The sequence below is a fragment of the Microbacterium sp. MAH-37 genome, assembly GCF_009758255.1.
Classification (GTDB): Bacteria; Actinomycetota; Actinomycetes; order Actinomycetales; family Microbacteriaceae; genus Microbacterium.
The window spans coordinates 41,310-66,510 of record NZ_WSEN01000002.1 but is presented as its reverse complement, the minus strand read 5'-3'; the positions used below and the strand labels follow the sequence as shown (position 1 = coordinate 66,510).

Here is a 25,201-nt window from a genome sequence, read left to right as displayed (position 1 = left end):
GCCGTCAGCGGGCGCTGACCACGTCGATCTCGTGGTGCCCTTCGTTCAGGAACACGTTGATCCCGCGGACATCATCGAGAATCGCCTGGCATTCGGGGCTCAACGTGGTCAGGTCGATCGCCATGATCCCCGGCGTCGACGTCCACCCGGCCTGACCGGTCTCGCACCAGATCCAGTCCGGCCCGAGCTGCAGGGCGGCCTTCGTGTCGTACCCGGACGTCTCTGTCACGTCGAGCAGCAGCTCGGTACGTCCGGACAGGTCGAGCCCGCCGGTGCGGCTGATCCAGTTGCCGTCCGCACCGGCGTCGACGACCAGCCGTCCATCCGACGCGGCGACGGTGCCGGTGCTCTGCCACGAGGCGATCGCCCATCCGTCGGCGCCGTCCTCGAAGTCCGACACGGTGAGCGCCTGGTGCGCCGCGCGATAGGCGTCCGTCTTCTGCAGCCAGCGGGCGAGCTCGGCGCGGGACACCTTTCCGTTAGCGCCGAACATCTTCGCCGAGGAGATCTCGACGACGCCCTCGCCGACAGCCCACGAGACGGCATCCGCCGACGGCGCCGGCACATCCTTGTACGCAACCCGTGACGCGGGCTGCGGCGAACCGGCCAGCGCCCAGAGCGCCTCTGTCACCGACAGCCGCCTGGCTGTCGCTGTGACATCGGTCGAGGCGTCGTAGGCGACGAGCACAGCCTCGACCTCGTCGTCCTTCACCGACTTCATCGGGTGGAACCTGCCGTGCTTGTCGCCGAGGTCGGTCACGTCGTCGTGCAGCCATTCGATCGCGGTGTAGTCCGCGTGATCGCGGGGCACGTCGCTGTATGTCGTGGGCGGCGGGGTTCCCACGACCGCACGCAGACTGTCGATACCGAGGGATCCGGATGCCGCGCCGCCGTCGACTGCGTTGACGTAGATGTTGAACTGCGTCACCTTCGCCAGCCGGTCCGGCGTGAGCCGCGCGTCGGCGTGGGCGGTGTCCCAGGGCGCGGGACGCCAGTCGGCGAACGGGATCGTCACGAGCGACGGCGCGTCGCCGGCAAGCGACGGGTACGCCTCGAAGGTCACGCCGTCGGCGACCAGCTGCAGCACGAGCTTGTTGTTCGAGGCATCCGGGTCGACCCAGGCCTGGAAGTCCCAGAAGCCGGTCCAGTCGGCGCTGACCTGCTTGCCGATGCCGGTGTACGACTGCGTCGCGAACGAGTAGTCCAGTCGCAGCGCCCGGGTGCCGTCGCCGACGGCGCCCTGCTCGAGCCCGATGGTGTTGGCCCCGTACTGCACGTACTCGCTGCGCAGCGCGGCATCGTCGCCGTAGCCCTCGAAGTCGTCGACCACGCCGGGCTCGAGCTCGGGCCGCGGTCCCGCGACGATCGAGGACGCCTCGGTCACGACCTCGGCGCCGTCGGAGAACACGTGCACGGTGAGCCCACGTGCGGAGTTGTCGAGCAGTTCGGCGGGAAGGGTGAGTTCGCCGGTCCACCACAGCGAGTCGCCCACTGGGGCAGTCAGCTCATCGACGACATCCGTGCCGTCGACGGTGACCGTCACCCTGTCTGCGTCGACGCCGCGCACCGATGTGAGCAGCGGCACTGTACCGGTGGAGACCCGGGCGCCGTGGGCGGGAGCCGCGAGATGCACGGTCGGCGCCGCGGCCACCGCATCCGTCGCCTTGTCGTAGACCCCGCTCAGGTCGTCGGCGAAGAGCGAGTACGGGTCGTCGTGGAACGCCAGGAAGTCGAGCAGCATCTCGCCGTCGGTCGGCGTGTACGGCGTCGTCGAGCCACCGAAGTTCGCCCAGGTCAGCATGTACGCCGAGCGGGATGCCCCGGGGTCGGCCTTGATCGCGTTCAGCACATCGGTGTACCAGTGCGTGTTCGCGTTCGAGCCGTCCGGCTGCACTCCCCCGGTGATGCCGAACTCGGTGAACGCGCTGATCTTGCCCCGCTGATCGGCGAGCTTCGCGATCATGCCGAGGTCGTCGACGAGCCCGGTCAGGAACGATGACGATGCCGAGGCGTCGTAGGTGTCGTAGCCCAGGACGTCGACGTAATCGTCACCGGGATAGGTGCGCAGATACAGCTCGGCATCACCCCCGAAGCCGCCGCCCGGCGAGAAGGCGTAGAGCAGGTTGTGCACGCCCTTCACATCACGCAGGTACTCGACCGTGTAGCGGAAGAGCTCGGCGTACTCGCCCGGTGAGCCGAACGCGGCGCCCCACCAGAACCACGAGCCGGCGTTCTCGTGCCATGGCCGGAACAAGATCGGGATGGCCGTGCCGTCGGCATCCACGGCGTTCGTCGCGGCGAGCGCGACCAGGTCGAGGTAAGCGGTGAGTTCGGCGTTCTTCGGGCCGCCGGGCAGGACGGCGCGCAGGGCGTCGCCCGAGGTGTCGTAGAAGTCCCCGCCGGTGGCGAAGTTCTCCACGTGCGCACTCAGGGTCGCGATACCGCCGAGGTCGTGCGCCTCGCGGATCGACTTCGCCAGAGTCAGGGCGTTCTGCTCACGGGTGGCATCGGCGTCGCCAGGCTTCTCGCGCCCCTCGATGATGAGGGTGTCGAAGCCGAACACCGCCGGATAGTCGCCGGTCGCCGCTTTCACGTCGCTGGAGACCCCGTCGCGGGTCTCGAAGCTCTCGCCGTAGTCGGTGGTGTGCTGGTGGCCGAACAGGATGCCCTCGCCGCGGGTGTCCCGCAGATAGGAGAACAGGCTGCGGGTCGCGGCGGTGGCTTGCGCGTCGGCCAGATCGACGGATGGCGAGTCTCCGGCTGCGGTCGCAGCGGGCGTCGCGCCTCCGACCAGCAGCGCGGCCGCGGCGGTAGCCGCGATCAGTTTCCAGGGTGTCTTCATCGACTTCTCCTTCGAGGGGGGTGTCAAGCGGTCCTCGTGGCGAGGTACCTCTCTCGCACGTACGCGCCGGCGGGCTTGCCGTAGGGGCAGTAGTCGTCGCTCTCCGCGGCATCCGCCTCGGCGTACAGCACCGGCGGCCAGTCCCACAGCATGAATCCGCGCATCCATGGCCTGGCGTCGCAGGCGTCGAACATCGCGCGGTAGTAGCGCAGCTGCTCCTCGCCCGACGGCGTGCCGACGAGATTCCAGTCGTTGGGCAGGTCGGCGGAGCCGACGCGGGATGGGCAGCCGGCCTCCATGAAGAAGAACGGCTTAGCGGCGGCATCCACCACCTGCTCGATGCGATCGAGCTCGGCGTCCCAGCGGTCGATCGGGTAGTACCCGCTCGCGGTGATCACGTCGACGGCGTCCCACCAGGTGACGTGGTCCTCCTGGTACTTGTCGCAGTTGTACGCGATCACGCCCGAGTACACCTCGCGCACGGCCGCGACCAGCGCCCGCCATTCGCTCTCGCGCGAGTCCGCACGCACCATCTCGCAGCCGATGCAGAGCATCTCGCAGCCCTCGGCCTCGGCGATCCGGGCCGCGTGCAGGATGAACTCGGTGTACGCCACGAACCACTGCCCCCAGGTCGGCTCGCCCGGAACGTCCCAGTCGAAGAACCCGATGTACGCGCGCCAGGTGCCGTCGCTGACGTTCACGACCGGCTTCAGGCACACCTTCAGCCCGTGCGACTTCGCCTCGCGGATCGCCCAGATGATCTCGTCCTCGGTCACCGTGGGCGCCTGATCCCAGGGCAGCTCGGTGGACTGCGCCGTTGCCTGCTCGACCGCGTAAGCGATCGCCGTCCAGTTCACGCCGTGGTCGGCCATTCTCGCCAGCGATTCGGATGCCGCGGGCGTGGCCCACGTGCCGCGGATGCCGGTCCACCCCCAGGTCATCCCGGCGACATACTCGCCGGCCAGAGCCGCGGTCACCGGGCTACCAGCTCGTTCGCGGTGCGGACGACTCGCTCGGAGATCAGCGACGCCGGGTCGATCGGACCTTCATGCCGCACGGTGAACGTCGCCGTCTCACCCGGCAGCAGGGTCACGAGCCCATCCTCCGTGAACGCCGCTTCGTCGGCTTTGTCCACCAGCAGCGACAGATCGCGGACGAGATTCGAGGCCGTCACCCGCACCTCGGTGCCGCCGGCCACGACGGCCGTCTCGAACGACAGTTCGGCCGCGGCGAGCACGGAGTCGCGGGGCTCGGTGAAGAACCGGAAGCCTCGCTCACCGGCATCCGCGACGATCAGCTCCGCCGCGGCATCCCCCGGCGTCGTGACGGTGGCGTCGATCCCGACCGTCGCCGAACCCCACGGTGCCACCGAGAACGCGACCCGCTGCGCGGCGAGTTCCGAGCCGTCGAAGGAGATTCGGCGGACGACCAGCTCCCCGGACCAGTCGTCAGCCGAGTCGTTCGACAGCACTGCGGCGAGACCCTCGTCGCGTGGCTGGACCGACACCGCCCTCGGCGCGAACGCGTTCTTGATCGCGTGCCAGAGCGGCTTCAGCCGCTCGTCCCCGTCGATCGCCGCCCACGAAGTCACGGGCCAGCAGTCATTGAGCTGCCAGATCACGGCACCCATCGTGTGAGGGGCCGAAGCGCGGAAGTGCTCGAGTGCGAAGCGCACGGCGTGCGCCTGGTTCAGCTGCATCGCCCAGTGCCAGCTCTCCATGTCGGCAGGTACGCGGAAGTGCGGCAGCAGGCCGTTCGTGAGTTTGGTGTTGCCCTCCATCGCCTTCTGGTGCACGATCATGCCCGGCGACTCAGGTGTGAGCGGAGCGTCCGACACCGAGCGCACCAGCGTCGACCACGTCGGCGGGCCCTGCCAGCCGAACTCGGCCACGAAGCGGGGGCGATGCTCGGCGTAGGTGAGGTAGTCGCGCCGGTTCCACTGCTCCCACAGGTGCATGGTGCCGTGCGACTCGGCGTTCGGGTGCTCGCCGCCGGGGCTGAACGGGCTGCCGGGGCTGTAGGGCAGGTGCGGGGCGAGCTCTGACACCAGCTGCGGGAACAGCTCGTGATAGTAGTACGCACCCCAGGACTTGCCGTCGAGGGAGGTCTTCCATCCCCAGTCCTCATGCCCCCACAGGTTCTCGTTGTTGCCGGTGAGCAGCACCAGTGACGCGTGCGACGAGAGCCGCACAATGTTCTCGCGCGCCTCCGCCTCGATCTGGCCCCGCAGCGGCTCCTCCTCCGGGTACGCGGCGCAGGCGAACAGGAAGTCCTGCCAGGTCAGCAGTCCCAGTTCGTCGCAGAGTTCGTAGAAGTCGTCGGCCTCGTAGATTCCCCCGCCCCACACCCTGACCAGGTTGAGGTTCGCGGCGACCGCCTGACGCAGCCGGCGCTCGTAGCGGGCGCGGTCGACCCGCACCGGCAGCGCATCGTCGGGGATCCAGTTGACGCCCTTCACGAAGATCGGGCGGTCGTTCACGACCAGGGTGAACGGCGTACCGTCGGCATCGGGGGCTGTATCCCATGCGATCGTGCGGAAGCCTATACGCCTGGTCACCTCATCGAGGACCTGGTCGCCTGCACGAAGAGCGACGGACGCCGCATAGAGCGGCTGCTCGCCATGCCCCACCGGCCACCAGCGATCGACGTCTGCCGCCTCGACCGTCACGCTCGCGCGATCGCCCGCGACCGGGATCTCGGTCGCGGTACCGGCGACGGATGCCCGTGCGGAGAGCGCCTTCGTGGCATCCGCCCTTTCGATCGTCAGTGCGATGTCCACCCGGCCGCCCTCGCCGGCGGGAGCCGCGGCGAACCGCGCCTCGGCGATGCGGGCGACTGACCACGACTCCAGCCGGACGGCCCGCCAGATCCCGGAGGTGTAGGTGGCGATGCCCCAGTCCCAGCCGAAGTTGGCGGCCGACTTGCGGATGGCCTCGTAGGGCAGCGGGTAGGGCCGCGGACGCGCCCCGAACTCCAGGCTCTGCGCGTTCGCGTACTTGATCGGCGAGCGGAAAGCGACCTCGATCATGTTCGCGCCGGGCATTAGCACGTCGCGAAGGTCGATCCGGTAGGAGCGGTGCTGATTCGCCGCCTCGAGCATGACTCGCCCGTTCACGCGCACGGTCGCGACCGTGTCGAGGCCGTCGAAGACCAGATCGTGCCGCTCATGGCCGTCGGGCGACCACTCGAACGTCGTCGTGTAGGTCCAGTCGACCAGGCCGATCCAGGCGAGAAGTGCCTCGTTGTCGTCCAGGTACGGGTCGGGGATCAGGCCCGCGGCGAGCAGGTCGACATGCACGCATCCGGGCACTACCGCCGGCACGGCCGCGAGTGCTCCCATGGAGTCCGGCACCGGACCGGCGGTCGCGCTCAGGCTCCAGCCAGAGTGCAGTTCCCGGCGGGACGAGACGTGGGGCATGGTGTTGACGAGGGTCATTTGACAGCTCCGGCCGCGAGGCCTTTGTAGATCCACTTCTGCAGGAAGAGGAAGGCGATCAGAGAGGGGATGATGACGAGGATCGTGCCGGCGGCGATGACCTCCCAGGCGGAGTTCGTCGCGCTCTTGAAGTTGAACAGCGTCGTCGAGATGACGCCCTCCGAGGGCAGGTAGAGGAACGGCGTGTAGAACTCGTTGTAGATGCCGATGCCCTTGATGATCATCACAGTGGCGATGGCGGGCTTGAGCAGCGGCAGGATGATGCGCCAGTAGATGGTCCAGCGGTTCGCGCCGTCGAGCATCGCGGCCTCGTCGAGCGAGTGCGGAATGGAGGCCATGAACTGCATGAACAGGTAGATCGCGATGATGTCCGTACCGGAGAAGAGCAGGATCAGCGCGGCCTTGGTGTCGTACAGACCGAGCCCGTTGATGAGCTGGAAGGTGGCGACCTGCGAGGTCACCGAGGGCACCAGGGTGGCGATCATGAACAGCGCGATCACCATGTTCTTGCCGTGGAAGGTGAACCGGTCGATTGCGTAGGCGGCCATGCTGCCGATGAAGATCGTCGCGACCAGCGAGACAGCCAGCACGATCGCCGTGTTCACCAGGCCCTCGAGCATGTCGCCGTCGACGAAGGCGCGCACGAAGTTGTCGAAGTTCAGCCAGTCGCTCGGCGGCGTCAGCGCCGAGGTCTTGGCGTACTCGGCGGCCGGCTTGAAACTGGCGAACAGGATCGCGATCATCGGCAGGAAGGTGCAGAAGGCCGCGATGATCAGGCTGAGGTACTTCGCGGTCGCCGCAGAGACCCGGCGGATGCGGAATCCCTCCATCCCCACGGTCCTGCCGCGCGTTCCGCGCGGGTTGACGGTCTGTTGCGTCGTCGTGGCGGTCATGACAGTTCGACCTTCTCGTCGGGGAAGAGCTTTCGCTGGATCCAGGTGACCAGCAGCACGATGATCAGGAGCACGACCGCCATCGCCGAGGCGAGGCCGACATGGCTGAAGACGAACGCCTCCTGCACGGTCTTGATCACGAATGTGGCTGTGCCGTTCGCACCGCCGGTGATGATGAACGGGGTCTCGAAGGCTGCGAGCGAGCCCGAGATGGCGAGGATGAGGCTGAGCACCACGACGCGGCGGATGCCGGGGACGATGATCGTCCAGAACTGCTGCCACTTCGAGGCGCCGTCGATCTCGGCCGCCTCGTACAGCTCGGACGGGATCGACTGGATCGCGCCGAGGAAGAGCACGAAGTTCAGGCCTGTGTAGCGCCACACCGAGGTGCTGGCGAGTGACCAGTTCGCGATGGCCGGGTCGCCGAGCCACATCGGCGGATCGGTGACGCCGAACCAGCTGAGCATGATGTCGAGCGTGCCGCCCTGCTGGAACACGTACTGGAACATGAAGGCGATGGCCACGCCGTTGACCAGGTAAGGGAAGAAGATGATGCCGCGCCACATGTTCTGGAACCGGGTGCTGAAGCTCAGGATCGTCGCGAAGTAGAGCGCGAGCCCGATCTGCACGAACGTGGCGGCGAAGTAGTAGAGGCTGACGAAGAACACCTGGAAGATCTCAGGGTTCGTGAACACCTCGATGTAGTTCTCGAGGCCGACGATGTTCTTGGTCTGGTCGATGCCGTCCCAGTCGGTGACGCTGTAGTAGAAGAGGTTCAGCGCCGGCCAGTAGGTGAGCATCAGGAGCAGTCCCACCGCCGCCGCGAGGAAGAGCCACGGGGTGAGGCTGGTGAAGATCCGCCGCCGGCCCGTGCGGGGGCGAGGCTCTCGCGAGCCGCGCCCCCGCACGGGGGTTGCAGAGTCTTCCACGCGTGCGTTCGTCGTTGCGGTGATCGCCATGGGAATGCTCCGTCGGTTTTCTTGCTGCGGAAGGGGATGCTGCTTACTCGGCGTTCTTCTCCGCCGCAGCACCCCACTTCTTGTTGAGCTCGGCGAAGTAGCTGTCCTTGTCACCGTCGGCTGCGCCGCGGGCGATATCGATCAGCTTCTGGCGGTAGACCTGGCCGAACAGGTCGATGCCGGCGTCGTTCGCGATGTCCTTCTGCAGGCTCTCCTTGCCCTCGGGGGCGAGGGCAGGCGAGATCAGTTCGACTCCGGCATCCTGGAGGTCGGTGAGGTAGCTCGGTGCGTCGGCATCCTTGACGGTGTTGATCATGCCCTCGTTCTCGGCGTAGCCGGACTCCTCGACGAACCACTGGATCCAAGCCCAGGCGGCCGCCTTGCTCTTCGAGTGCTTGCTGACGGCCAGCGCGTAGTCGCCGTCGGTGACGGCATACTGCTTGCCGTCGATGTTCGACGGCCAGGCCATGTATCCGATGTCATCCGGGTTCGCACCCACCTTCTCGGCGGCCTGCTTCATCTGGATGACTGCCCACGAGCCCAGGATCATCGCGCCGATCTTGCCCTCGGCGATCTGGGTCTTCGATCCCTCCCAGTCGGTCGAGAGCGGATCGGACTCGGTCAGGCCGGCGGCGACGGTGTCGTACATCAAGCTGTCGAGGGCGTAGATGTCGGTGCCCTTCTCGCCCCCCTCGGTCCATGGCGCATCGTTCTCGGCCATGCTCACTCCGCCGTTGACGTCGTTGGTGATGGCGCCGATGCTGCCGTTGTACTGCCCGAGCGGCCAGCCGTCCTTGTAGTTCGTGTACAGCGGCACCGCGTCGGTGCTCTGCTTGACCTTCTTCATCGCCGCGAGCCACTCGTCCTCGGTCTTCGGCAGTTCGGTGACGCCGGCCTTCTCGAAGACGGCCTTGTTGTAGAGGATGCCGTTCGCGCTGCCGGCGGTCACGATGCCGAACTGCTCGCCACCGGAGGTGGCCTTCTCGGTCCAGCGGTACTTCTCGGCGAAGTCGCTGGTCTTGCCGAGCGGCTCGAAGAACTGGTCGTACTGTCCCGGCTTGACCTGCGCGGGGATCGCCAGGACGTCGCCGTACTTGTCTCCGTTCAGGCGGGTCTTCATGGCGTTGTCGTAGTCGTCGACGCCCTCGAACTTGACCTTCACGTCGGGGTACTTCTTGTTGAACTCCTTCGCGTACGTCTCGAAGGTCCCGTCGTCGACGCGGTCGGTGCGGTTGGTCAGGACGGTGATCTCGCCCTTCACCTCGCCGTCGATCGTGTTCTCCGGATCGTTCGCGCCGCCGGCCGAGCATCCGCTCAGCACGATCGCGGCCGCAGCGATCGCGGCTGCTGCTGCCACTGCCTTCTTCGCCATGTGTGGACTCCTTGTCAGGTTCACCCTTGAAACCGGGCACGGCCCCAGCGGGGCAGTGCTGCAACCGTAGGCTCAAGGTCACATGAAACGCAACTAAATGTCTGTGCTGTCTCACGCTCTTCTAAGACCCGCAGGGTTGATATAAATCGCTTTGAACTGGATCTTCTATCACTCCACGCGACCCCGCAAGATCAGAAATGTCTACTGAATGTCCTTCGATGGACACACCACGATGCGACTGTTAGGCTCACCGTGCGGCCCCGGACGAAGGAGCGACGATGGCAGTGCAGCAGAGAGCGACGCTCGACGACGTCGCCCGCTTGGCCGGGGTCAGTTCGAAGACCGTGTCGCGCGTGTACGCGAACCCCGACGTCGTGTCGGCCGAGACGGTGGAGAGGGTGCTGAGCGCTGCCAAGCGGCTCCGATTCCGCCCCAACGCGCTCGCGCGCACACTGCGCAAGGGCGGCGCTTCGCAGACGTTCGGCTTCCTGATGGGCGATCTGAGCAACCCGTTCTACTACAAGGTGGCGGCCGGCATCGAGGCCGAGCTCAGCCGCAACGGCTTCTCGCTCCTGGTGGCGACCACCGACGACACCGCCGAGGGCGAGGAGCGCGTCGCCGAGACCCTGCTCGCGCAGCGGGTGGGCGCGCTGCTGATCATCCCGGTCGCCGGCGATCAATCGCATCTCGAGGTCGAGCGCCAGCTGGGCACCCCGATGATCGCGATCGATCGGCCGGCACGCAATCTGGTCGCAGATGCGATCGTGCTCGAGAACCGGCAGGGAGCGCGGGAGGCGACGTCGCGCCTGCTCGCCCTCGGACATCGTCGGATCGCATACGCCTGCAATCCGGCCGATGTCTACAGCCAGCAGGAGCGGCTGCGCGGCTACCGTGAGGCGATGGCCGCACGCGGCATCACCGACACCGGCGACCTGGAACGACTGATCGACGACCGCGATCTGCGCCCGGAGGAGGTGATCGGCGGGCTGCTCGACGGCGAGCATCCACCGACCGCGATCTTCGCCGGCAACAACAGGATGACGGTGGGTGCTCTCCGGGCGTTCCGCGCCCGCCCCGGGCGTGCGGAACCTGCGCTGATCGGATTCGACGACTTCGACACTGCGGACGTGCTCGGCGTCTCCGTGGTGTCGTACGACCCTGTGGAACTCGGGCGGAGGGCCGCGATGCTGGCCATGGAGCGCATCGCCGATCCCACCGGCTTCACCCGTCGGGTAGAGCTGCCGACCTGGCTCATCGAGCGCGGCAGCGGCGAAAGACCCCCTTCCCCTGGAGACGAGGAACGATGACCCCTCCCCTCATCCACATCGAGGCGCACGGCGTCGCGATGGTGATCGACCCGGCCACGCAGCAGCTGCCCAGCGTGCTGCACTGGGGCGCGCCGCTGGGCGACGCGCCGTTCGACGACGGCGCCCTGCGCGCCGCGCTCTCGCGGCAGACCGCGCCCGGCACGCTCGATGCCGCCTGGCAGGTGAATCTGTCACCGCAGGAGGCCGAGGGCTGGAGCGGTAGGCCGGGGCTGCAACTGCGCCGCGACGGCGTGCAGCTGCGCCCCAGATGGCACGTGACCGAGACCGAGGCATCCGCTGCTCGCGCCGCGTTCACGGCGGTCGACGACGCGGCGGACCTGCGCCTCACCATCAGCATCGAGATCGGCGCCGGTGGCGTGGTCCAGGTCGCGCAGACCCTGCGCAACGACGGATCGGATGCCGTGGAGGTGGACTGGCTGGAGAGCATCCTGCCGGTGCCGACGAGTGCCGACCGGCTGCTCACCTTCGACGGACGCTGGACCCGCGAGAAGCGACCGGTGTTCACAGAGATCCCGGCCGGGTCGACCGTGCGGCAGTCCCGTCGAGGGCGGCCGGGGCATGACGCGCCGACCATGCTCGTCGCCGCCGAGGGCCGGCATCGCTGGGAATCGGGGCGGGCGTGGGCCGCGCACGTGGCCTGGGCCGCCGACGTCACCTACCGCATCGACCGGATCACCGACTCCGTCACGCAGTTCGGCGGTGGGGAGCTGCTACGCCCTGGCGAGCTGGTGCTGGCCCCCGGCGATGAGCTGACCGCGCCTCCGGCGCTGTTCGCGTATTCCGAGACCGGTCTGGACGGCATCGCCGCGGCGTTCCACATAATGCTTCGCGCGCGAGCGCAGCATCCGCGCTCTTCTCGGCCCTTCGTGCTCAACACCTGGGAGGCGGTGTACTTCGACCATGATCCGGCGAAGGTGACCGCCCTGGCCGAGCAGGCCGCCGCCGTCGGGGTCGAGCGGTTCGTCCTCGACGACGGCTGGTTCGCAGGGCGACGCGACGACACGACGAGCCTGGGCGACTGGGTCGTCGATCGATCGGTGTGGCCGGACGGGCTCGCTCCGCTGGCCGAGCGCGTGCACGCACTGGGCATGCAGTTCGGCCTGTGGTTCGAGCCGGAGATGGTCAGTCTCGACTCCGATCTCGCCCGGCAGCACCCCGAATGGCTGCTGCACGACGTGCGGCACCTCGACCATGATCCACGGCTGTCCTGGCGCAGCCAGTTCGTGCTCGACCTCGCCGATCCTGGAGCGTTTGCCCACGTGCTCGGCCAGATGTCGGCACTGGTCGCAGAGCTGGGGATCGACTTCATCAAGTGGGACCATAACCGCGACCTGATCGAGAGCATGCACGACGGGCGTCCGGGCGTGCACGCGCAGACGCTGGCGGTGTATCGCCTGTTCGACGAGCTGAAGGTCGCGCATCCCGGTCTGGAGATCGAGTCGTGTTCGTCGGGCGGTGCGCGCACCGATCTCGGCATTCTCGCGCATGCCGACCGGGTGTGGGCCAGTGATTCGAACGACCCGGTCGAACGGGCGGACATCCAGCGTTGGACGAGCCTGCTGCTGCCGCCAGAGCTCGTCGGCGCGCATGTGGGGCCGGCCGAGTCGCACAGTTCGGGTCGGGCGACCGCGCTGTCGTACCGGATGGCGACGAGCCTGACCGGCTCCGCCGGACTCGAATGGGACATCCTCGGCTGCTCCGACGAGGATCTCGAGGCGATCGCCCGCTTCGCCGCCCTGTACAAGGAGCTGCGTCCGATCGTGCACACCGGCCGCACCGTGCATCCCGATCTGCGCGATCCCGCGTGGCGGGTGACCGGGTTCACGACCGAGGAGGCGTCCGTCTACGTCGTGGCCACAGTGGCCAGCCTCGAGGATGCCCGAGCGGAGCGCCTGCAGCTCACCGGGCTGTCTCCGCAGCGACGGTACCGTGTCCGGGTGCGGCGTGAGATCGGCAGCGCGGCGTACGGCTGGATCGCCCCGGAATGGTTCACCGTCGGAGAGATCGAGCTGCCCGGTTCAGTCCTGACCGAGGTCGGGCTGCAGCTGCCGACGCTCTGGCCGGTTCAGGCATTCGTGCTGCACGTGGAAGCGGTCTAAGGTACGACAGTGAGTTCCGGTTCGAGCACCAAGCACACCGTCACAGTGGCCGAGATCGCAGAGCGCGCCGGCGTCTCCGTGGGCGCGGTCTCGTTCGCACTGAACGGTCGCAAGGGCGTGTCCGAACGCACCCGGGCGCACATCCTGCTGGTGGCCGACGAGCTCGGCTGGGTACCGGGTGCCGCGGCCAAGGCGCTCAAGACCACGACCTCGAACAGCTTCGGTCTGGTGCTCGCGCGCGATCCGAAGAACCTGGGTGTGGAGTCCTTCTACATGCAGTTCATCGCCGGCATGGAGACCGAGCTCGCCCCGCGCGGGTACGGTCTACTGCTGCAGGTCGCACCCGATGAAGCCAGCCAGCTCAAGACGCTGCGTCGCTGGCGTACCACCAAGCGCGTGGACGGCACCCTCCTGGTCGATCTCCGTGTCGACGACCCGCGCGCCGCGTACTTCGCGGAGCATCCGGAGTTCCCCGCCGTCGCCGTCGCCGACCCGTCGGCGGCCCCCGGGCTCACCACGGTGTGGACCGACGACGCCCAGGCGATGCGCGAGGCCGTGCGCGCCCTCGCCTCGCTCGGGCATCGCCGCATCGCCAGGGTGGCGGGTCTCTCGGCCCTCGCACACACGCAGATCCGTGATGCGGCGTTCCTCGACGAGACCGCAAAGCTCGGGTGCGACGCCGTGCTGCTGCGCACCGATTACTCGCCCGAGCAGGGCACCGAGGCGACCGAGCAGGCGCTCGCGTCGGATGGCCGCCCCACGGCGTTCGTCTACGACAACGACATCATGGCCGTCGCCGCGCTGGGCGCCTTCGCGCGGGCGGGGCTGCGCTGTCCGGACGACGTCTCCGTGATCGCCTGGGACGACTCGCTGATCTGCCAGCACGTCGTGCCGAAGCTCTCGGCGCTGAGCCACGACGTCGTCGCGTTCGGTGCCCACGCCGCACGCCGGCTGTTCGACGTGCAGAGCGGCGCCGAGCCGAAGCCGTTCCTCGACTCGACGCCTTCCCTGATCAGCCGGGAGTCGATCGGCCCGGTTCCCGTCGGCTGAGGGTCAGCCGAGCTCGGCGATGAACGACGCGACGTGCTCGCGCAGGCGCAGCATCCGGAGGTCACGCGCGAGCTCACGGTCGTAGCCCTCGTATGCGAGCGGGGGCAGACGGCGCACATTCGCCGAGCAGCCGAAGTTCGCGCACACCAGGGTGCCGATCGTGTTGCCGTTGCGGCCGGCGGCGCCGGTCTTGCGTGCCGAGAAGAACTGCACGTCGTTGCGGAGCGTCACATCGTCGCACCAGGAGCACTGGGCGCGACGCACGACCCGGTTCTCGGTGCGCTGCAGCAGCACGCCGACCGGACGGTCGTCGATCTCGGTGATCACGTACGCCCGCTTGGGCATCTTGGGGTCGAACCAACCGAAGTAGTCGAGAACGGAGAAGTCGGTCTCGTCGAAGTCGGCGGGCAGGGTGAGCGATGCGGCCTCCTTGCGGGAGGCGTTGAGGAAGGAGGCGCGGATCGCGCGCTCGTCGAGGGGAAGCATGAAGGTGCCTTCTATGAGATGAGGTGAATGGGTGCGATGAAGCACCGGTGACGGGAGTTCCGCCGCCGGCTGATCGTCAGCCTCTGCCGCCGGCGCGCGATGCGCCGACGACCACCTTCACGAAATGCACCCGGAGAGTCTACGCCTCCCCACTAGGGTGAACGCATGACGCCGTCTGCCGGAACCGGGATGCCGCTGCGCGACTACCGCGTGCACCGCTATGTGAACGCGTTCTGCCCGCGGTGCCATGAGGAGAAGCCGGATCAGCCTCTCTCCGAGGTGCGAAGGCTGTCGGGCTGGCTCGCCGACCGGGACGGCACCGTGTGGTTGGAGCGCGGGTGCCCCGAACACGGTCTCATCTCGACGATGTACGACGAGAACGCCGAGATCCTGCGGTACCTCGAGCAGTGGACGGCGCCGACGAAGGTGCACACCCCCGACACGGCGGGCAACTTCAAGCCGGTGCCGCAGGCCTTCGAGGACGGCCTGCCCGAGATGCAGACGCAGCACACCTGCATCCTGCTCGAGGACATCACCGACCACTGCAATCTGAAGTGCCCGACCTGCTTCGCCGAGTCGAGCCCGGCGATGGCCGCCGTGGCCCCCCTGGCAGAGGTGCTGGCCTCCGTCGACGCGAAGCTCAGTCGTGAGAACGACCGCATCGACGTGCTCATGCTGTCCGGTGGTGAGCCGACGCTGTATCCGTGGCTGGAGCAGCTCATCGAGCATCTGGTCGCCCGCCCTATCGTGCGCATCCTGCTGAACTCGAACGGCCTGCGCATCGCGAACGACGACGAGTTCGTCGCGTTCCTGAAGAAGCATCGCGAGCGGGTCGAGGTGTATCTGCAGTACGACGGCGAGGAGGCCGGCTCGGTCGCGTTCCATCGCGGCGCCGACATCCGCCGGTTCAAGGAGCGCGCGCTGGAGCGGCTGGCGGATGCCGGTGTGTTCACCACGCTCACGATGACCGCGACCCTCGGGGTGAACGACCACGAGATCGGCGCCGTCATCCGCAGGGCACAGGCGACGCCCTACGTCGGCGGGGTCACGATCCAGCCCGTGTTCGGCTCGGGCCGCTCCGCCGGCATCGATCCGGACGACCGCCTGACGCACACCGGCGTGCTCGCCAGGCTCGGCCCGCAGACCGACGGCGACATCACCTGGCAGGACCTCACCGCTCTGCCGTGCAGCCATCCGCACTGCTGCTCGGTGGGCTACTTCCTCAAGGACGACTCCGGCGACTGGAAGTCGCTGGTCGGCCTGATCGGGCACGAGCGACTGAAGGAGTTCCTCGATCTGAACCCCGACCTCCTCGCGAACCGCATCGCGGACTCGAACGTCAACAAGGCGATCCGCGATGTCGTGAAGAACTCGCTGCTCGACCTGCTCAGCGAGCAGTCGTCGCTGTCGCATCCGTCGATGGGCGACATCTGGCGCGACATCTGCGTGAACTGCGATCTCGGCGTCGGCACCCTCGCGACGCTCGCCGCGTCGAAGCTGCCCGGTCAGCACAAGCGGATGCGGGCGATGCTCGCAGACCGCGTGCTGCGCATCACGGTGAAGCCGTTCATGGACATCAACACGATGATCGAGGAGCGGCTCACCCAGTGTTGCGTGCACGTGGCGACCGTGAACGAGGAGACGAGCGCGCACCAGTGCGCGCCGTTCTGCGCGCTGCAGGCCTGGGCACCACTGAGCCGCACCCGCATCTCGACGGCGACGGGCCGCCCCGCCGAATCGACCACCGACGTGCGCGAGACAGGCGGGCGCACGCGACTCCCGGTACTCGGACGCTGAGCGAGCGAAGCGAGACGACGCGCATGACCCACGACTACACCCATCTGAACCAGCGCGATCCGTCCGTGCCGGACGCCAAGCCCTTCGACCCGCTGCGCCTGTGCGTGTTCACGACGATCGCGCTGATCTCCTGCGTCCTCGGCCCCATCGCCGTGCTGGCTTTCGCGCTGATCGCGATCGCCGGCTACGCGAAGGCCCGCCGCGGCGGCCTGCTGCGCTCGCGCTGCAAGCTGGGCGACACCCGCCTGGTGCTCGCGTACCTCTCGGTGATCGCCGTCGCCGCAGCCGTCGCGATTCCGTTCTGGGTCATGCTCTGGATGCGGATGCTGGGAGGCTGACGTGTTCCCGACCCTGCACGACATCGCGCCGTGGCTGCCCCCGCTGGGCACGCACTCGGTGTTCGTCGCGCTGGGCATGCTCGCCGCCGGAGTGGTCTTCCTCGTAGAGCGCCGCCGCCGGGGCGTGACCGATCCGCGGCTGGTCTACCTGGTGATGGGCGCGATGGTGGGTGCCGCCGTGATGTCGCGGCTGGGCACCTGGGCCCAGCACCTCGATCCGTCGAAGAACCTCAGCCTCGGCGAGCAGCTGCTCCGAGGCAACGCCTCGGTGCTCTCGGCGATGGTCGGCGCCTGGCTCGGCGTTCACGTCGCGAAGAAGATCGTGAAGTACCCCGATCGCACCGGTGACCTGTTCGCGCCCGCCTTCGCGCTCGCGATGGTGATCGGACGGATCGGATGCCTGCTCACCGAGCGCCCCGGCACGCCGACCGGCGGTGATTGGGGCATCGTGCTCGACGCGGAGGCGGCCGCCCGCACCGGCTCGGTGGCCGGGGTGCCGCTGCATCCGAGCTTCGTGTACGAGATCGTCTTCCAGGCCCTGGCGTTCGCGGTGCTGTGGTTCTGGCTGCGGCACCGCCCGATCGCCGCCGGCGAGACCCTCACGCTGTACATCGCCGGGTACGCGATCTTCCGCTTCCTCGTCGAGTTCGTGCGCGGCAACGACATCGCCTGGATGGGGCTGACCCGCCCCCAGTTGTTCCTGCTGGTCACGATCCCGCTGCTCGCGGCGCGGATCGTCTGGATGCTGCGCCGCGGGCGGTTCCGCGCCACGGCGGCGCCTTCGGTGGAGAGGACGGTGCCCGCATGAGCACGCCTGAGGATCCTGCGAACGACCCGGCGGCGCAGCCGCCGGCGCCTCCTTCGTGGGAGGTGCAGCCGCCGGCGGGCCCGGCGCTGCCGCCGCCTGCGCCACCGACTCCCCCTGCTCCGGCCGCGGACCCGTCCGCATTCCCGCCGCCATCCGGGTTCCCGCCGCCCACGGGGCAGCCTGCGCCTCCGCAGCCTGCGCCTCCGCAGCCCGGGTATCCGCAGCCACCCGGCGTTCCCTCCGACCAGTCCGGGTATCCGCCGCAAAGCTATCCGCCGGGATACCCGCAGCCCGGTCCCCCGCCGGCGCCCAGCAGTACCGGCAAGATCCTCGGCATCACGTGCGGCTCCGTCGCCGCACTCTTCTTCATCGGGGTCGCAGCGTTCGGCATCATCATCATCGGCCCCTGTTTCGGCCTCTTCGGCGGGTACTGAGGCGGGCGACATGAGCGACACTCCACAGCCCGCTCCGGAACCGCCACCGCGCTCCCGCCTCGGTATCTGGGCGGGCACCGGGATCGGCTGCGGACTCCACGTGATCGCCATGCTGTTGACGCTCACGCTCATGTCCATCGCGATGTCCACCGGCGGTCGTGCACTGACGACAACGACAGCCGGGCAGCTGATCCCGTTCATCGTGATCGCGGCCGTCTCGCTGCTGTTGCTGTTCCCCGCGCGGACCCGGCGATTGGGCGCCGGTATGACGATCGTCGCGGCGGCATCGTGGCTCGTGGTGATCGGTCCGTGCTTCGGGCTCTACGGCGGCTACTGAAGGCGGGGCGATGAGCGAGGAGGGTGCCCCTTCAGGCCGGCCCGCACGCCGAGGACGCGCGCTCGAGGTCTGGATCGGCATCGCAATCGGGGTGCTCCTCCACATCCCTGCGGTGCTCTACGTGCTGCGGGCGCCGATTCTCATGACTGCCGACGGCCTCGGTTGGTCGCTGTTACCGACGGCCGTCGCCGTGGCGCTGAGCCTGACGCTGCTCTTCTTCCGGAGGACCCGGCGTGTTGGAGCGGGCGTCATGCTCGCCGCATCCGCGATATGGCTGGTCTTCCTTGGCCCGTGCATCGGCCTGCTTTTCATGTTCAGCACGTTCGGCTGATTGTTGCGCTGCGTTTCGCTCCTGATCGCGCGTTTCAGGAGGCGGACGTACTCTCGGTGAAACCGATCGTCAGGAGAATCACCGTGACCAGCCAGCACACCCGCCTTTCGCCCCTCGAGGTGCGTGAGCGTGCGGCGTGCATGTGCGACCACGGATTCGCCTGCTCCTCGTTCGCCCCTGGCCACGCGCTGCACCTGATCCAGGCACGCATGGCCTCGGCGACGCCGCTGGGCTGGACCGATGCGATCGTCGAGGAGGCCGACCCGGCCTCCGGCATCCTGTCCCTGCGCACGCTCGACGGCGACCTGCACGTGATCTGGAACAGCGGCGGAGCGGCGCTGGAGGCGCCGGCCGGCAGCCCGGTCGCCCTGCACAGTGACTACGGCGTGCTCGCCTACGGCCGCACGCAGTTCAACGTCGCGGCCGTCTGATTTCCGCACGACTTCGGGAGTCGGCATGATGGCATCAGCCATGCCGACAGGGAGGTCGACGGATGTCCTACGATCTGCGGATCTATTGCGCGCAGAACCTCGAGAGCGACGCTCTGGCAGCGCTCATCACTCAAGTGAAACTTGCAGTCGCTCCGGACTCGGATCCGTCCGATGACGTCGTCCCTCTGGTTAGAGGACGGCGGGGGTCGTACTGCTGCACTCTCCAGTCCCCAGTACTGCTGGAAGCGGAGGACGTCCCAGAAGAGATATCCGGCCTGATGCTGGGCGCGCGTTTCCTGCTCGAGGTGTCCGTGGAGGGCAGCGCAGAAGCAGACATCCCGCACGCCATCAGACTCGCGCGTCGCCTGGCAGAGGCGACTGGCGGTGTGGTCGAAGATCCCCAGACTGACGCGTACTGGTCGCGTGGCAAGCTGCGTTCCGTCGCGCCAGTCGAACGAGGCCGCGTCGATGTGATCGAGATGAACTGGTACGCGCCCGCCGCAGCCGTCGAAGCAGCGCCGCGCGGCTGGCTGAAGGTCGCACGGCGCTGCCTTCCTGAGGCTCTGCCCCGACGATTCGGGGGCACCGAACCGCTTCAGGGTCGGCTCGATCGGGACGGTGACGAGAAGTTCGCCGAGGTGGCCACCGAGGAGGGCATGATCTTCTTCGCCCCTACGCTCCCCTTCACCCACGGGTCCCTGCGCGGCAGCGTGGACGACGACGCGCAAGTCACGTCCTTCTCATTGCACGCGATTCGCGACCCCTTCGATGACCCTCGCTGGCTGCAGGCGCTGCGTCGGTACTTCGTCGAGTTCGCCGACCAGGTCGGAGCGTTCGCCGCGACCTGCGAACTCGTCCGCGGCCACGAATGGTCCGGACGCACAGTTTGGGGCAGCGTCAACACTGAGCGCAGCGCCTTCCCCGCTCCCCTTGGGAAATGGATGGGACTGCCGCCGTATCCGGTCTCCTGGCTCTGGCTCGGCTCTGAGTACCTCGATCTGCTCAGGCCGCATCTCGACGCCGCGTCGGTGACACCGTTCGGCGTGAGCGGTTTCGTGCAGTTCAGTGCCTCACCGGTCGGCCGCAATGTGTTGCCTGCGCACGCCACGCTCCCAGCGGACTTCCTCGCCCGCGATCTCACTCCGCCGGGCTCCGGCTACCGCAGCTACACCCTCAAACCCGCTGAGAGGATGCCCGCGGACCTGCGGCCAGACCTGCTGGAGCGCGAGATTCTCGCTCTGGCAACAGCCACCGCAGCAGCCGGGGCGCTCTCTGCGCGAACGCTGGATCTGTCGACGTATCGAGCGTTCGCGACGCCGTACGGCCTCGAGTTCTCCTCGCTCACCCCGCGCCAGGCTCGCCAGACGTTCGAGTTCCTGATGCACGCTCGCGAAGAGCGCATCAGGGAGCTCCGCGCGCTCGTCGAGGCGAACGGGTTCTCCACAGCGACGACCGACGATTTTCTCCGCGGTGTCGATGCGCTGTTGTCCGTGTACCCATCGACGGAACCGCATGCGGACTGGTCGAGCATCGGAATCGACGCGGCACTTCTCCTCGGCGACGCACTGATCGCGAGGCATCCGCATCTCCACTGGCGCATCAGCTCAGCCGGCAAGAGGTACGGCGACCACCAAGCTCCCGTGATCGGTGGAATGCGCAACGCAGGCTTGTCGGGGCCTGACGCGCACGTCATGCAGATCACCTTCAACATCCTTGCCCGCGCGCAGGACGGCGATCCTCACCCAGGCTTTTTCAGCACCACGTATCCTGGGCAGATCGCGGCGAAAGCCTGAGCCCTTCTCCGCCTGCCTACCGGTTACAGTGCCGGTTCTGGCATCCGCCTCAGGATGCCGCCATCATCATCGACTCGCGCATCGCCATGCAGGCGTCCATGCAGGCCTTGCAGGCCTGAGCGCACATCTTGCAGACGTCGCTGTGGTTCGCGTGCTCCATGCACTTGTCCATGCAGTACTGGCACATCGCGATGCAAGCGTCGAGCATCGCCATCATCACCGGCGACGTCATCCCCTGCATGCGCAGCATGCCGCGCATCATCGTGTTGCACATGTCGGCGCAGTTCATGCAGGCCGGAGCGCAGTCCATCATCTGCATCGAGCACACCGTGCACGCCTGCTCGCAGGCCGAACACGCGTCCATACAGGCCTGCATCACCGACATGTCCATGGTCTGCATGTCGGCCATCTTCATCTCGTCCGACATCATGTCCATCATCATCGCGTCCATCTCGCCCGCACCCTTCTGTTCGGAATCGGCGGGCGACTCGTCCGCCTGACGCCAGGGTACGCCGCCCGGATGCCCACGTCGATGGCCGGTTCCCGAGCGATGCACGACGATGCTCCAGTCGCAATCGAGCACAGTCCCGTGGCGTCGCACTGTGCTCGATCGCGACCCGAACGGCCAGTCGCTGTCCACGACGACGCTCCGGTCGCATTCCGGCACAGTCCTGAGCAGGAACACTGTGCCGGAATGCGACCGGAGCAGGGGTGCTGCGGTCAGCGCAGCTTCTTCTTGTAGATCGACACGGCGAACGCGTAGGCGACGATCAGGATGCCGAGCATCCAGGCCAGCGCGATCCAGATGTCCGAACCCACCGGCTGTCCTGCGAACAGCGCCCGGATCGTGTTCACGATCGAGGTGACCGGCTGATTCTCGGCGAACCAGGCCACCGGGCCCGGCATCGTCGAGGTCGGTACGAACGCCGAGCTGATGAACGGCAGGAAGATCAGCGGATAGCTGAACGCACTCGCCCCGTCCACCGTCTTCGCCGACAGACCGGCGATCACGGCCAGCCAGGTCAGCGCCAGGGTGAACAGCACGAGGATGCCGGCGACGCCGAGCCAGGCTCCGAAGGACGCCCCGGTGCGGAAGCCCATCAACAGGGCGACCCCGATCACGATCGCCACCGAGACGATGTTCGACACCAGCGAGGTGAGCACGTGCGCCCACAGCACGCTGGAGCGCGCGATCGGCATGGACTGGAACCGCTCGAAGATGCCGCCCTGCATGTCCAGGAACAGCCGGTAGGCCGTGTAGGCGATGCCGGAGGCGATGGTGATCAGCAGAATGCCTGGGAGCATGTAGTTGATGTACGACTCGTCGGTGCCGGTGTTGATGGCACCGCCGAGGACGTACACGAACAGCAGCATCAGTGCGATCGGCGTGACCGCCGTCGTGATGATGGTGTCCGGGCTGCGCAGGATGTGCTTCAGCGAGCGCCCGGTGAGCGTGCCGGTGTCGGCCAGGACGTGCGTGGTCATGATTCCTTCCCCTCCCCCACCAGTGCGAGGAACACTTCCTCGAGAGTGGGCTGCTTCTCGACGTACTCGACGGTCGCCTGCGGAAGCAGTTTCTTGAGCTCGGTGAGCGTGCCGTTCTGGATGATCACGCCCTGGTGCAGGATCGCGATGCGGTCCGCGAGCTGCTCGGCCTCATCGAGGTACTGCGTGGTCAGCAGCACCGTCGTCCCGTTCTGCGCCAGCTGCTTCACGGTCTGCCACACCTCGATGCGCGCCTGCGGGTCGAGACCGGTGGTCGGCTCGTCGAGGAAGATGATCGGCGGGTTGCCGATCAGGCTCATCGCGATGTCGAGCCGCCGGCGCATACCGCCGGAGTACTCGCCGGCCTTGCGGCCACCGGCATCCGTCAGCGAGAACCGCGCCAGCATGTCGTCGGCGATCGCGCCGGGGTTCTTCAGGTGGCGCAGCCGGGCGACCAGCACGAGGTTCTCACGTCCGGTGAGCACCTCGTCGACCGCAGCGAACTGCCCGGTCAGGCTGATCGACTCGCGGACGTCGCCCGGTGCGGATGCCACATCGAATCCCTGCACGGATGCCGTGCCGGCATCCGCCTTGAGCAGGGTCGAGAGAATGCGCACCAGCGTGGTCTTGCCGGCCCCGTTCGAGCCGAGCAGGGCGAAGATGCTGCCGGAGGCGACGTCGAAGTCGACGCCGCGCAGCACATCGAGGTCCTTGAACGACTTGCGGATGCCGCGCACCTGGATGGAGGTGGTCATGATCGCTGTCCCTTCTCTGCATCGTCGATCGTCTTTGTGAAGCGGTTGCGCTCCTTGTCGATCCACTCCTTGCCGCCGTACGCCTTGGCGAACGTCTCAGCGAAGTCGACCGGGTCGGCGCCGACGATGTCACGCACCGGGGTGCCGTCGGCGGCGGCGGCCTCCCAGAGGTCCGCCATGTCGGTGAACATCTGCATCAGGGTGTCGCCGTCGGTGATGCCACCCGCGTACATGAGGTAGCGGTGCATCGCCAGGGCCGACGAGCGGTAGGGCTCCACGAGCCCCTCGATGCGGGCCTTGTCCTGCTTGTACTGCTTCTTCTGCTCGAGCGATCCGGTGATGACTTCGATCCACTTGGCGGCCATGTCAGGCTCCTTCTGCGTTCTCTGCGTTGATGTCTTCGGTGTGGAGCTGGGTGAGTCGGTCTGCGAGGAAGCTCCACGTCCTCCAGAACTCTTCGAGGCTCTGCCGGCCCTGCGCGTTGAGCGTGTAGACCTTGCGCGGCGGCCCCTTCTCGGACGGCACCTTCTCGACGTCGACCATGCCCCGCTGCTCGATCCGCACCAGCACCGCGTACACGGTGCCCTCGGCGATGTCGGCGAATCCGCGATCCCGCAGCGAGGCGGTGATCTCGTATCCATAGGCGGGGCGCTTCGCGAGGACCGCGAGGACGACGCCTTCCAGGACGCCCTTGAGCATCTCGGTCTCCTGCTTGCCCATCGGAACTCCCTTCAGTACTCGGTGTTGCTGACTACCGGTATAAAGTAACACTGACTACCGGTACTTAGCAACAACGAATACTGATTTTCTTCTGGGAGTCCGAGGGCAGGCGTAGTGTCGGGCCGTGGCATCCCTCACCGGCACCCAGCGACTGGTCGTCTCGATCGCCGTCCTCGCGTCGTTCGTCACGTTCCTCGACGGCACCGTCGTGAACGTCGCGCTGCCGGCGATCAGCGATGAACTCGGCGGCGGCATCAGCACCCAGCAGTGGGTGGTGGACGCCTACCTGATCACGCTCAGCGCCCTGATCCTGCTGGCCGGCTCGCTGTCCGACGCCTACGGGCGGGTGCTGATCATGCGCATCGGGCTGATCGCGTTCGGCGTCGCATCCGTCGCAGTGGCGGCCGCGCCCGATCCGCTCGTGCTGATCATCGCCCGGGCCGCGCAGGGCGCGGCGGGCGCCCTGCTGGTGCCGAGCTCGCTCGCGCTGATCACCGCGACCATGCGGGGTCCGGTGCAGGCGCACGCGATCGGCGTGTGGACGGCGTTCACGACCGCCGCGCAGCTCGTCGGGCCGCTGCTCGGCGGCCTGTTCGTCGACTTCCTCTCCTGGCGGCTCGTGTTCCTCATCAACGTGCTGCCGATCGCCGTCACGCTCTATCTGCTGACCAGGCTGAAGATGCCGGAGCATCCGCGCGGCGCGAGAGTGGACTGGTTCAGCGGCATCCTCTGCGCGGCGGGGCTGGGCTCCCTGGTGTTCGCGCTCATCGAGCAGCCGCGGCTGGGCTGGTCCTCCGCCGGGATCTGGATTCCGCTGGTCGCGGGCATCGCGATGATGGCCGGCTTCCTCCTGCGGCAGACCAGGGTCACGCCGCCGCTCATGCCTCTGGACATGTTCCGGGTGCGCAACTTCGGCTGGGGCAACCTCGCAACCCTGTTCATCTATGCCGCGCTGTCGCTGAACGGCTTCGTCGTCGTGGTCTATCTGCAGCAGGGTGCCGGGCTGGGTGCCACCGAAGCGGGGCTGGCGAGCCTGCCGATCACGATCCTGATGATCCTGCTCAGCTCGCGCGCCGGAGCCTGGGCGGGCAAGTACGGCCCGCGGGTCTTCATGACGGTCGGCCCGATCCTGATGGGGCTGGGCGCTCTGCTGCTGCTCACCGTGGGGATCGAGTTCAACTACTGGTGGCAGGTGCTGCCGTCGATGCTCGTGATGGGCCTGGGCCTGTCGATCACGGTGGCGCCGCTGACCGCCGCGATCCTCGGGTCGATCGACGAGAGCCGCAGCGGCATCGCCTCGGCGGTGAACAACGCGGTCTCGCGCGTGGCCGGTCTGCTCGTGGTCGCGATGATCTCGACCATCGTCGGCGGGATGCTGGATCTCGCCGGCTTCCACAGTGCGGCGCTCGTCACCGCCGGGCTGATGCTCGCCGGCGGCATCGTGTCGTGGATCGGCATCCGCCGGAATCCTGTCGAAGCGGATGCCGCGGCGGCGGAGGCCTGACCG

The 25,201-nt window shown here is 67.6% G+C and carries 23 protein-coding genes; 11 read left to right on the top strand and 12 right to left on the bottom strand.

From position 1 onward, the window contains the following. Positions 1-4: 4 nt before the first annotated feature. From GON06_RS00755 to GON06_RS00730, 6 genes are read right to left on the bottom strand one after another with little or no spacing between them, the layout of a single operon-like run. Positions 5-2,842 (bottom strand): glycosyl hydrolase, encoded by a 2,838-nt coding sequence (locus GON06_RS00755; RefSeq protein ID WP_157310371.1) that lies wholly within the window; start codon positions 2,840-2,842, stop codon positions 5-7. Between the two features lie 23 nt (positions 2,843-2,865). Next, positions 2,866-3,819, bottom strand: a complete 954-nt coding sequence (locus GON06_RS00750) for a glycoside hydrolase family 113 (protein ID WP_442923165.1) — start codon at positions 3,817-3,819, stop codon at positions 2,866-2,868. After that, positions 3,816-6,278, bottom strand: a complete 2,463-nt coding sequence (locus tag GON06_RS00745; RefSeq protein WP_232528017.1) for a glycoside hydrolase family 2 protein — start codon at positions 6,276-6,278, stop codon at positions 3,816-3,818. The genes GON06_RS00750 and GON06_RS00745 overlap by 4 nt, the downstream gene beginning before the upstream one ends. Next, positions 6,275-7,171, bottom strand: coding sequence for a carbohydrate ABC transporter permease (locus GON06_RS00740; protein ID WP_157310369.1), 897 nt, complete (start codon positions 7,169-7,171; stop codon positions 6,275-6,277). The genes GON06_RS00745 and GON06_RS00740 overlap by 4 nt, the downstream gene beginning before the upstream one ends. After that, complete coding sequence (locus GON06_RS00735; protein WP_157310367.1) at positions 7,168-8,130, bottom strand: carbohydrate ABC transporter permease; 963 nt, start codon at positions 8,128-8,130, stop codon at positions 7,168-7,170. The genes GON06_RS00740 and GON06_RS00735 overlap by 4 nt, the downstream gene beginning before the upstream one ends. A 43-nt stretch (positions 8,131-8,173) precedes the next feature. Further along, positions 8,174-9,502, bottom strand: a complete 1,329-nt coding sequence (locus GON06_RS00730; protein ID WP_157310365.1) for an ABC transporter substrate-binding protein — start codon at positions 9,500-9,502, stop codon at positions 8,174-8,176. Positions 9,503-9,780: 278 nt separating this feature from the next. Here GON06_RS00730 and GON06_RS00725 point away from each other — a divergent pair, with 278 nt between their 5' ends. Genes GON06_RS00725 through GON06_RS00715 form a run of 3 tightly spaced genes read left to right on the top strand, consistent with a single transcriptional unit; the run spans position 9,781 to position 13,979 of the window. Beyond that, entirely contained in the window at positions 9,781-10,809 is a 1,029-nt protein-coding gene (locus GON06_RS00725; RefSeq protein ID WP_157310363.1) for a LacI family DNA-binding transcriptional regulator, read from the top strand. After that, positions 10,806-12,929 (top strand): alpha-galactosidase, encoded by a 2,124-nt coding sequence (locus tag GON06_RS00720; protein ID WP_157310361.1) that lies wholly within the window; start codon positions 10,806-10,808, stop codon positions 12,927-12,929. The genes GON06_RS00725 and GON06_RS00720 overlap by 4 nt, the downstream gene beginning before the upstream one ends. A 9-nt stretch (positions 12,930-12,938) precedes the next feature. After that, the gene (locus GON06_RS00715; RefSeq protein ID WP_332837031.1) at positions 12,939-13,979 is read left to right on the top strand and encodes a LacI family DNA-binding transcriptional regulator; all 1,041 of its coding nucleotides are present in this window, start codon (positions 12,939-12,941) and stop codon (positions 13,977-13,979) included. A gap of 3 nt (positions 13,980-13,982) precedes the next feature. On the opposite strand, the gene GON06_RS00710 is transcribed toward GON06_RS00715, so the two are convergent. Further along, entirely contained in the window at positions 13,983-14,465 is a 483-nt protein-coding gene (locus tag GON06_RS00710; RefSeq protein WP_157310359.1) for an FBP domain-containing protein, read from the bottom strand. A gap of 165 nt (positions 14,466-14,630) precedes the next feature. Here GON06_RS00710 and GON06_RS00705 point away from each other — a divergent pair, with 165 nt between their 5' ends. The 7 genes from GON06_RS00705 to GON06_RS00675 all read left to right on the top strand — a co-directional run bounded on the left by GON06_RS00705 (position 14,631) and on the right by GON06_RS00675 (position 20,734). Next, positions 14,631-16,262: a radical SAM protein gene (locus GON06_RS00705; RefSeq protein WP_232528014.1), complete on the top strand. Its 1,632-nt coding sequence runs from the start codon at positions 14,631-14,633 to the stop codon at positions 16,260-16,262. Positions 16,263-16,285: 23 nt separating this feature from the next. Continuing rightward, the gene (locus tag GON06_RS00700; RefSeq protein ID WP_157310357.1) at positions 16,286-16,600 is read left to right on the top strand and encodes a hypothetical protein; all 315 of its coding nucleotides are present in this window, start codon (positions 16,286-16,288) and stop codon (positions 16,598-16,600) included. A 1-nt stretch (position 16,601) separates the two neighbouring features. Next, positions 16,602-17,408 carry a prolipoprotein diacylglyceryl transferase gene (locus GON06_RS00695; RefSeq protein WP_332837030.1) on the top strand — a complete coding sequence of 269 codons (807 nt, stop codon included), beginning with the start codon at positions 16,602-16,604 and terminating at the stop codon, positions 17,406-17,408. A gap of 444 nt (positions 17,409-17,852) precedes the next feature. Next, a complete protein-coding gene (locus GON06_RS00690; protein ID WP_157310355.1) occupies positions 17,853-18,179 on the top strand; it encodes a hypothetical protein in 327 nt (108 codons plus the stop codon). Positions 18,180-18,189: 10 nt separating this feature from the next. Further along, positions 18,190-18,510 (top strand): hypothetical protein, encoded by a 321-nt coding sequence (locus tag GON06_RS00685; RefSeq protein ID WP_157310353.1) that lies wholly within the window; start codon positions 18,190-18,192, stop codon positions 18,508-18,510. A gap of 83 nt (positions 18,511-18,593) precedes the next feature. Beyond that, entirely contained in the window at positions 18,594-18,941 is a 348-nt protein-coding gene (locus GON06_RS00680; protein ID WP_332837029.1) for a hypothetical protein, read from the top strand. A 62-nt stretch (positions 18,942-19,003) separates the two neighbouring features. Further along, positions 19,004-20,734, top strand: a complete 1,731-nt coding sequence (locus GON06_RS00675) for a hypothetical protein (protein WP_157310351.1) — start codon at positions 19,004-19,006, stop codon at positions 20,732-20,734. A gap of 49 nt (positions 20,735-20,783) precedes the next feature. Here the strand turns inward: GON06_RS00675 and GON06_RS00670 are convergent, their stop codons facing one another. From GON06_RS00670 to GON06_RS00650, 5 genes are all read right to left on the bottom strand, one after another. Continuing rightward, on the bottom strand, positions 20,784-21,374 hold the full coding sequence (locus tag GON06_RS00670) for a hypothetical protein (protein WP_232528010.1): 591 nt from the start codon (positions 21,372-21,374) through the stop codon (positions 20,784-20,786). An 80-nt stretch (positions 21,375-21,454) separates the two neighbouring features. After that, positions 21,455-22,219, bottom strand: a complete 765-nt coding sequence (locus GON06_RS00665; protein ID WP_157310349.1) for an ABC transporter permease — start codon at positions 22,217-22,219, stop codon at positions 21,455-21,457. After that, complete coding sequence (locus tag GON06_RS00660) at positions 22,216-22,974, bottom strand: ABC transporter ATP-binding protein (protein ID WP_157310347.1); 759 nt, start codon at positions 22,972-22,974, stop codon at positions 22,216-22,218. The genes GON06_RS00665 and GON06_RS00660 overlap by 4 nt, the downstream gene beginning before the upstream one ends. Further along, a complete protein-coding gene (locus tag GON06_RS00655; RefSeq protein WP_157310345.1) occupies positions 22,971-23,339 on the bottom strand; it encodes a DUF1048 domain-containing protein in 369 nt (122 codons plus the stop codon). The genes GON06_RS00660 and GON06_RS00655 overlap by 4 nt, the downstream gene beginning before the upstream one ends. A gap of 1 nt (position 23,340) precedes the next feature. Continuing rightward, positions 23,341-23,694 carry a PadR family transcriptional regulator gene (locus GON06_RS00650; protein ID WP_157310343.1) on the bottom strand — a complete coding sequence of 118 codons (354 nt, stop codon included), beginning with the start codon at positions 23,692-23,694 and terminating at the stop codon, positions 23,341-23,343. Between the two features lie 124 nt (positions 23,695-23,818). On the opposite strand from GON06_RS00650, the gene GON06_RS00645 reads away from it, so the two are divergent. Continuing rightward, positions 23,819-25,198 (top strand): MFS transporter, encoded by a 1,380-nt coding sequence (locus GON06_RS00645; protein ID WP_332837028.1) that lies wholly within the window; start codon positions 23,819-23,821, stop codon positions 25,196-25,198. The last annotated feature ends 3 nt before the right edge of the window (positions 25,199-25,201 follow it).

Bases quoted from the DNA above. Each gene is read 5' to 3' on its own strand.
- GON06_RS00665 (WP_157310349.1), bottom strand. From the start codon at position 22,219: ATGACCACGCACGTCCTGGCCGACACCGGCACGCTCACCGGGCGCTCG.
- GON06_RS00655 (WP_157310345.1), bottom strand. From the start codon at position 23,339: ATGGCCGCCAAGTGGATCGAAGTCATCACCGGATCGCTCGAGCAGAAG.
- GON06_RS00700 (WP_157310357.1), top strand. From the start codon at position 16,286: ATGACCCACGACTACACCCATCTGAACCAGCGCGATCCGTCCGTGCCG.
- GON06_RS00730 (WP_157310365.1), bottom strand. From the start codon at position 9,502: ATGGCGAAGAAGGCAGTGGCAGCAGCAGCCGCGATCGCTGCGGCCGCG.
- GON06_RS00720 (WP_157310361.1), top strand. From the start codon at position 10,806: ATGACCCCTCCCCTCATCCACATCGAGGCGCACGGCGTCGCGATGGTG.
- GON06_RS00755 (WP_157310371.1), bottom strand. From the start codon at position 2,842: ATGAAGACACCCTGGAAACTGATCGCGGCTACCGCCGCGGCCGCGCTG.
- GON06_RS00660 (WP_157310347.1), bottom strand. From the start codon at position 22,974: ATGACCACCTCCATCCAGGTGCGCGGCATCCGCAAGTCGTTCAAGGAC.
- GON06_RS00685 (WP_157310353.1), top strand. From the start codon at position 18,190: ATGAGCGAGGAGGGTGCCCCTTCAGGCCGGCCCGCACGCCGAGGACGC.
- GON06_RS00735 (WP_157310367.1), bottom strand. From the start codon at position 8,130: ATGGCGATCACCGCAACGACGAACGCACGCGTGGAAGACTCTGCAACC.
- GON06_RS00650 (WP_157310343.1), bottom strand. From the start codon at position 23,694: ATGGGCAAGCAGGAGACCGAGATGCTCAAGGGCGTCCTGGAAGGCGTC.
- GON06_RS00675 (WP_157310351.1), top strand. From the start codon at position 19,004: ATGTCCTACGATCTGCGGATCTATTGCGCGCAGAACCTCGAGAGCGAC.
- GON06_RS00745 (WP_232528017.1), bottom strand. From the start codon at position 6,278: ATGACCCTCGTCAACACCATGCCCCACGTCTCGTCCCGCCGGGAACTG.
- GON06_RS00690 (WP_157310355.1), top strand. From the start codon at position 17,853: ATGAGCGACACTCCACAGCCCGCTCCGGAACCGCCACCGCGCTCCCGC.
- GON06_RS00740 (WP_157310369.1), bottom strand. From the start codon at position 7,171: ATGACCGCCACGACGACGCAACAGACCGTCAACCCGCGCGGAACGCGC.
- GON06_RS00705 (WP_232528014.1), top strand. From the start codon at position 14,631: ATGACGCCGTCTGCCGGAACCGGGATGCCGCTGCGCGACTACCGCGTG.
- GON06_RS00725 (WP_157310363.1), top strand. From the start codon at position 9,781: ATGGCAGTGCAGCAGAGAGCGACGCTCGACGACGTCGCCCGCTTGGCC.
- GON06_RS00710 (WP_157310359.1), bottom strand. From the start codon at position 14,465: ATGCTTCCCCTCGACGAGCGCGCGATCCGCGCCTCCTTCCTCAACGCC.